The following is a 7,130-nucleotide window of genomic DNA, read 5'->3' as shown; positions in this document are numbered from 1 at the left end:
CGACTGCGAGGGCGACAAACAACACTGTGAAGGCCCACCCGGCTGCACTCCAGGTCGGCGCCTGAGCGAGCAGCATCCACCCCAGTGCACCTAGCACACACAAGATGAAGCTACCCACCACGTTCTCCAGCACGACCCTGCCCACGCCGTTAACCCCGGGCTCCCTGTCCTGCGGCCGCAGGACGCCCGCTTGCCCGGACCACCGTGGTACTGAAAGCCAAAATTCCGACGCCAACCGCTCTTCCCACCGACTGCATCAGATCGCTGGACGCCACCTCGCCGGCCGCCATCGAGGACATGCCGACGGCAAACACCAGCACCCCCAAGCCGTAGAGGCGAGTGCGCTCCACCGACCGCCGAATGTTGGGAAGCACCCAGCCAAAAGCGATCGCTGCGATGCCGCCGACGGCGGCCACCAACGCGCACAGGGCAAAGAGTGCCGCGAAGTAGATGGCCATGGGTCCCCTCCGAGTACCAGATCCAGGGCAGATGCCCGCGTGATCTTTACAGCCTCCGCACCCTACGTCCACACCTACCCGCAGTCCGCCGCCACCCCCTCCGATCAACGCCTCCCCGCTACGCCAAGGGCGGCCCCCGTCTCGCCAAAGCCTGGGGCCGCCCTTGCTCACCAGCAACCCATCTAAGGAACTGGAAACATCCAGCATGACGCAACCCACCGACAGCCGGGGAGAGCACCTGCGTGCCGCTCTGTCCCTGGCATCCTCCGGCGTGCCCGTGTTGCCGTTACGAGCGGGGAAGGTGCCGTTCGGGAACTGCCCGGCCTGCGCCAAGAACTCCTGCGGCGGCCGACCGAACATGAAGATCTCCGGACCCTGCACCTGCCCGCGTCCGTGCCACGGCTGGGCCGCCGCCAGCACCGACCCCGGCGGCGCCGGACTCACCGTCGTGGACCTCGACAACGCGGACGCCATCGCGCGGGCCCGCGCGAACCTGCCCGCCACCCGGACCGTGCCGACCACCCGCGGTGAGCACTGGATCTACCGGGGCGCCATGCAATCCGCCAACGGCGTACGTCCGGGCGTCGACATCAAGTCCCTTATGGCATACGCATGTTGGCTCGGACCCGGCACTGGTGCCATGGCCGCTCTCCCGGACGCTGTGCGCGCCCTGGCAGTAAAGCCGTCCACCGTCCACGGGGTGCCTCAGGGGCTCTCGGTGCCCTTGGGGGACCACCGGGGGACGTGCCCGCACCGCACGCCCACCTATCTGGCCCGTGGCATCGCCATGGCGGAGCAGCGCATCACCAGAGCCCGGCAGGCCGTGCACGCGACCGTCTACCACACGTTCCTCGCCGTGCTGTCCACGCACGGCCGGTGCGGCTGCCTCACCGACGCGCACATCGCACACCTGTTCGCCGCCGCGCAGGCCAAGGGTGAGACCGCCCGGCACTGCGCGGACGCGTGGACCAACGCCCTGACCAGGTTGAGACTGAGCCATGCCTGAGGACGACAAGGCTCCCGCCCGCGAGATCATCACCGACTACGCACAGGCCCACTTTCGGTACTTCCGCACCGCCGACGGGACCGTGTACGCGCAGCGCAACGGCCACCCCGTGGCCTAACGTCGCGTCCCCAAGGTGTGGTTGATGCGCGTTCGGCGTTGAGGGGGTTGACGGCCATCGAGGCCCCTGGCAGGTCGGATATTGGTGAGAGATCTGACCTGTGGAGCCTCGATGTCTTGTCATCGTGTCACCGCAGCGGGAGGGAACTCCAGAGTCGGGCAGCGGATCACGTCGGCGCGGGCAGCTGCCGGAATCCGGCTGGAGGCGCTGGATGAGTTCGTGTCCCCGCAGGCGGTGGAGGAAGCCGTCCGTTCCTGCGGCCGCCTCGACAGACGCTGGTGCGCGAGCCTGCCGGCCAGCGCGGTGGTCTACTTCGTACCGGCGATGTGCCTGCACTTCAGCGAGAGCTATGCGGAGATCCTGCGCAAGCTCACCGACGGCCTGCGCGGAGCAGTCCACTCCGGTGCCCTGCGGGTGGCAGGCACCTCCGCCGTCTCCAAGGCCCGTGCCCGGCTGGGCCCTGAGCCGCTGAAGGTCCTGTTCGAGCAGGTGCGCGGCCCGCTGACCACCGCGCAGTCGCCCGGCGCTTTCGCCTTCGGTCGACGCCTGCTGATGCTGTCCCTGGACGGCACCGTCTTGGATGTCGCGCCCACGCCGGCCAACACCAAGGCGTTCGGCCCGCCCCCGAGCGGCAGCCGCAAACCCGGACACCACTCGCAGGTCAAACTCGTCCTGCTGATCGCCTGCGGCACCCGCGGCATCCTCGGCGCCCGCTTCGGCCCGCGCCGGGACAACGAAGTCACCCTGGCCAAACACCTGGCCACGTCCCCGACCCTGTCGGGCGGGCAGCTCGTGCTGATGGACCGGGCCTTCCACGGCCACGACATCCTCGCCCGAGTGAGCCGTCGGCACGGCCTGATCCGGGTGGTGCCGCCGTTCCCCTGGGCCCAGGACCCGTCAGTGGACTACTACCGCTTCGAGAACGCCCTAGTACAAATGGCCGTGCTCGATGAACAGAGCGCTGGTCAGGCTCGGAAAACGCACGCAAGGATCGCCGCCGCACTGGCCGGAGAGGGGACCGATCGTGATGACCTGCCGATACCCATACAGTTGGAAATCGCCCGCCACTACCACCTCGCCCAGCAGTGGGACGACGCCGCGCGGACACAGTTCGCGCTCGCCCGAAAGCTGGCGATGAGCGGCATGTCGTTCTGGGAAGCAGAGGCCCTGAGCCGGCAAGCTGTCGACAGCATCCGTCGCCTGCCACCGCGGACGGCCGACCGTGATCTGCGGCTCGCTCGCGCCATCGAGCTGCTGCTCTCTCTCACCGAAGCCCGCTGGCAGTGCCAGCCCGGCACGGAGCAGGCCCGGGACTTGGAGGGGCAGGCGCGTGAGGCAGAGGAAGCAGCCCGCCGCAGCGGCGATGCGGCGCTGATGGCCCGCACAGCCGTGCTTCACGGCCGGGTCCTCCTTACGACCCAGGGCCTGTGGCCCTGCCTCGACAAGCTCCGCGAGGCTGTGGAACTTGCCCGGGCCTGCGCCGACCCGATCGTCCTGTTTGCCGCGTTGTCTACGTACGGAGGCCATCTGACCAAGCAAGATCTGGCGGCCGGCCTGCAGGTGCAGCTCCAGACGAAGAGCCTGCTCGAGGATTGCCGTCCCGCTCTGGGCGACGGCAACGACCCCATCCGGCAGGTCCGCACCCTGGGCAGCCAGTTACAGCTCGGGGTCAACCTCTTCGACGCGGGCTATCTCGACCAGGCCCGGGACCGGCTGACCCGGTGTGTCGAACAGCTGCGCACCGACCCGCTGTACGCCAACCTGCCGGTCGCACTCAACTACTTGGCCCAGCTGTACGTCGCCATGGGCTCGGAAGGCGAGGCGGCCACAGCCCTGCGCGAGGCACGTGACATCGACGAGGCGCAGGGCGGGCCGAGCAACTGGCACGCGTACAACACCGCCCTCCTCGCATTGCTTCTCAGCCGGGATTCCCGTGACCCCGGGGAGAGAATGCGCAGCCGGGTACTGGCCGAAGAAGCCTGGCACGAGATGGAGCAGACCTGGAAAGTCGACCTGGTTCCCATTGTCCGCAACCTGTACGCGGAGGTCATCGTGACCTTGGCGGACGGCAACACGGACGAGCTGGACCTGGCCGCGCGGCTCACCGACGAGACGGTCCGTGAGACGGAGCAGACCGGTATGGTCCGCAGCAAGGTGGCGGCCCTCTCCCTGCGCAGCCGCATCCACCTACTGCAAGGGGAAAGCGCAGCGGCCTCCCGGCACGCCCGGCAGGCGATCGCGATCCTGGAAGAGGTCGGCGACCTGCCGGCGCTGCGCACCGAGGAGGTACTCCACCACGCGGCGGTCGTCCTGCGGGCGGCAGATGGTGCGGCCGAAGCGGACGAGTTGGCCCGACAGGCCCGGGAAGTGGTGGCCCGTAAGGCAGACCTGATACACAGCCCGGCGGACCGGGACCGGTTCCTGCAGGAAGTACCGCTCAACCGGGCGATCCTCAATGGGTACGGTTCGTTTCGAGGTACGGGTTGACCTGGGGAGTTGTTGATTGCGTCTCGTGAGACGGCAGAAACACCTCCGGCACAACCGACCGCGGCTCGTTGAGTACTGACACCCACTCACCACAATGCCCCCGACCATGCCCGTAACGGCCGGGAGCACCGGTACGGCACGGGCCTACGATCTCGGGGATGGCCAGTCGTGTGTGATGTCGAAGGGGCGCTCATGGCAGAGCTTGTGCGGCAGCAGGATGTGGATGCGTACGTGGGCTTCCACGCCTTCGGGTTACAGGAGTCCGATGACGCGGACCTGCCGGTCCCCTTCCCGGACGACTTCAACCGGCATGCGTTCCTCAGCACTCACCCGGGACGTCTGGACATCACCAGCGGCGGCCATACCCACACCGCCACAGTCGGCGTCGAAGTGTGGGACGGGCCGCCGCCCGTCCAGAACCGGTCCGACTGGGATGAGGTGGCCGAAGCCGAATTCGAGTCGACCAGTGGTCAGGTAGCCGTGTGGTCCATGCACACGGGCCGGATGGACGACCTGATCACGCTGGCTGACTCCGGCGGTTCATGGCACGTCCGTGTCCACTGTGCAGGTCGGGCCGAGGCCGCCGCCCTGTCGGAAGGCGAGGGCACCGGCCACGGCGTGGAGCGCTACCTCGTGCAGTTCTGGCCCGCCAAATCGTGAACCGGCTGCGGCAGGAGCGGCCGGTGTCAGGGCCGCTCCCGCCGCAGTACAGGTCAGGTGACGATCTTCACGATGAAGCCGTCATCCAGTCCGTCGATGATGCGGTTCTTGGCGTAGAAGCTCTTCAGGATGTTGCCGCCGGCCTGGTTGTCGTCGCCGGGTATCGGCTTGGCGGAGAAGTTGAACTCTCTTACTTCTGGGTCGTAGTAGTGCTCCGCAGCCCCTTCGTACGTGCTCGCGAAGGGGTATTCGTCGCACTCCTTGCCTCCGCTGGTGTAGTTGGGGCCCCAGTACCGCCTGCACTGTTTGACCGCTGCCTTGCGGTTGTCGTCGATGCGGCGTGCACTGACCGTACGGTGGAGCGGATCCGCCGCCGTCTGCCCTGGCACCTTCTTCGCCGACATGTACGGCTTGGTGTCCTGCGGGACGAGGAACGCCTGGTGTATGTGCTGCGCCTCGGCGCGCTCCTCGGCGCCCTGCTTCGCGCTCAGGGTGAGGGTTGTCAGGTAGCTGAAGGTGGCCGCGCCCTTCCTCGCCGGGTTGCCGCCGCCGGTGGAGTTGGCCAGGTACGACGCCGCCTCCCATCGTGGTGCGAGCATGAACAGCTTGCCGCCGTGAGCCCCCCTCACTGTCCATCCGGCCGGGGGCGCGTAGCTGATGGCCGGCTCGTAGACCGCGAAGAGACTGTCCAGGTTGCGTCCGCTGCCCTGCCCGGGAGCGGCGTTCACCGTCTGGTGGAACGTGCGCAGTGCCTTCAGTTCCGTGAATGTCTTGGTGCCTGGCAGGTTCCCGCCCCGGGTGTAGCGTGCTCCGGCGGGCCAGCTCTGCGGGATGTTCCCCTTCGTCGTGATCGGCATTCCGGGCGCGCCCGTGGAGCCGGTCGTGGCGAAGTCGGTGAAGTAGTACTGGAAGTCGATGGTGCGGCTGTTCTTGGCGATGGTGCCCACCACGCGGACGTTGAACATGCTCTCGCCGACTGGTGTGTTGTTGCGGACCCAGGTCTGCAGGAACGATGCTCCGTCGCAGACCGCGAATCTCGACTTCACGTAGAACGCCTTGTCGCTGCCCAGGCCCCTCTTGCATTCCTCGAAGGTCATCGTCCGTGGCGGTTCCGGTGCGGTCGCCATCGGCTGTGCCGGCGCCCCTTCGCCGGTGCCGTCCGAAGTCGGTGTGGAGCCCGATGCTCTGTGGGACAGTGCCGCGTACGTGGCAGCTGGCCCCACGGTCTCCGCGGCCAGTCCCACGCCTGGCTCGGCCTGTGCAGCCAGTTCCCGCAGCCGCTCCGTACCTCGACCGTTCTGTACGTCCTCCAGCGAGGGTTTCACCGCTCCGACCGGGAGAACGTACGACTCGACCTGCAGGTCGTCCGGACCGTCCGCGCTCGCTGGCACCGGCGTCGCCGACGCGACAGCGAGCACGGTCACCATCGTCAGCACCCCTTGGCCGGCACGCCCTAACCATGTTCTGTTCATCAAGAAGCCCCCGAACTCGTTCGGTGCCAGACGTACCGTCCGACACCTGGTCATCACCCACCTTCTCGAACAAACGAACGGAAATGGCGTCGCCATACAGGCATGGCCTGATCACACCGACACACTGACCGAGATCACCGCATAACAGCCCGCAGCGAGCGCAGGAGCCAAATACGGCAGACAGGATCCCCATACCGTCAAGGCGGTCCGGCACAGTGCGCACGACTCTCAAGGCAGTTGCAGACCGATCGCACCCCGCCGACGGCCGCGTGGCACACCTGCCGCCTTGCTCAATCGCGGCAGTGAAACCGACGGATGCCGCGCCGGCCGAGCCGATTCGCCGCCGGCCGGCAGATCACCCGAACGGGTGAGGCTTCCGCGCGCTCGTCCCACAGCGGTGTCGTGCCGTCTACCTTCACCGACGTGGAAGTCGAATACCTGTGCCATGGCGTGCCTTTGGCGGACTACCGGCTGACCAAGGCCGACCACCGTCGCCGGCAAGAGGCTGTACGCATCCATGAGTGGGTTCAACGCCAGGTCGCCAAATTCCCGCCCTGGACGGAAGAACGTCGGAAGCGCATACGCGAGCTTCTCGGCCCTCCGATTCCTCCGTGGGAGCTGCAGCGGTGGCGGTTGCGCTTGTATTGCGGACACATCGTCGAGGTTGCCCGTATCCGGAAGAGTCCACGGCCCGATGGAGGAAGCTGCGACAAGGAAGCCTGCCCGGAGTGCGGTCTGGACCCATCCGTGATCGTCGCCTTCGAGCCTCTGGGACCCCTTGCAGATCCCCCGCCAGAGAACGTCCTCAGAAACTCAGATTGTGTCCCTTCTTGTGCAACACCATTGCGTTAAGGCTGTGGGTGGGTCTGTCAAGTGGGCGAACGAGAGGGCGGGACCCCGGGTAGGTCCCTTGGTGTCGAGCCAGGGAC

6 protein-coding genes are annotated in these 7,130 nt (G+C 67.3%); 4 read left to right on the top strand and 2 right to left on the bottom strand.

Annotated features, from left to right (window positions below; all coding sequences use genetic code 11):
• Positions 1 to 149 precede the first annotated feature (149 nt).
• Positions 150 to 458 (bottom strand): hypothetical protein, encoded by a 309-nt coding sequence (locus ACH4S8_RS44950; RefSeq protein ID WP_398405132.1) that lies wholly within the window; start codon positions 456 to 458, stop codon positions 150 to 152.
• 205 nt (positions 459 to 663) lie between these two features.
• Between ACH4S8_RS44950 and ACH4S8_RS44945 the strand changes: the two genes are divergently transcribed.
• The 4 genes from ACH4S8_RS44945 to ACH4S8_RS44930 all read left to right on the top strand — a co-directional run bounded on the left by ACH4S8_RS44945 (position 664) and on the right by ACH4S8_RS44930 (position 4,729).
• Positions 664 to 1,464 carry a DNA primase gene (locus ACH4S8_RS44945; protein ID WP_398405130.1) on the top strand — a complete coding sequence of 267 codons (801 nt, stop codon included), beginning with the start codon at positions 664 to 666 and terminating at the stop codon, positions 1,462 to 1,464.
• Positions 1,457 to 1,582, top strand: coding sequence for a hypothetical protein (locus ACH4S8_RS44940; protein WP_398405136.1), 126 nt, complete (start codon positions 1,457 to 1,459; stop codon positions 1,580 to 1,582). Before ACH4S8_RS44945 ends, ACH4S8_RS44940 begins: the two co-directional genes overlap by 8 nt.
• A 111-nt stretch (positions 1,583 to 1,693) precedes the next feature.
• Complete coding sequence (locus tag ACH4S8_RS44935; RefSeq protein WP_398405134.1) at positions 1,694 to 4,069, top strand: transposase domain-containing protein; 2,376 nt, start codon at positions 1,694 to 1,696, stop codon at positions 4,067 to 4,069.
• Between the two features lie 192 nt (positions 4,070 to 4,261).
• Positions 4,262 to 4,729, top strand: a complete 468-nt coding sequence (locus tag ACH4S8_RS44930) for a hypothetical protein (RefSeq protein WP_382099989.1) — start codon at positions 4,262 to 4,264, stop codon at positions 4,727 to 4,729.
• 53 nt (positions 4,730 to 4,782) lie between these two features.
• Here ACH4S8_RS44930 and ACH4S8_RS44925 read toward each other — a convergent pair whose 3' ends face one another.
• Positions 4,783 to 6,156, bottom strand: coding sequence for a NucA/NucB deoxyribonuclease domain-containing protein (locus ACH4S8_RS44925; protein ID WP_398405126.1), 1,374 nt, complete (start codon positions 6,154 to 6,156; stop codon positions 4,783 to 4,785).
• Positions 6,157 to 7,130 lie beyond the last annotated feature (974 nt).

This window comes from Streptomyces sp. NPDC021080 (genome assembly GCF_044333225.1).
Classification (GTDB): domain Bacteria; phylum Actinomycetota; class Actinomycetes; order Streptomycetales; family Streptomycetaceae; genus Streptomyces.
Note: the sequence above shows the minus strand (reverse complement) of the source record. Positions and strands in the feature narration are given on the sequence as shown.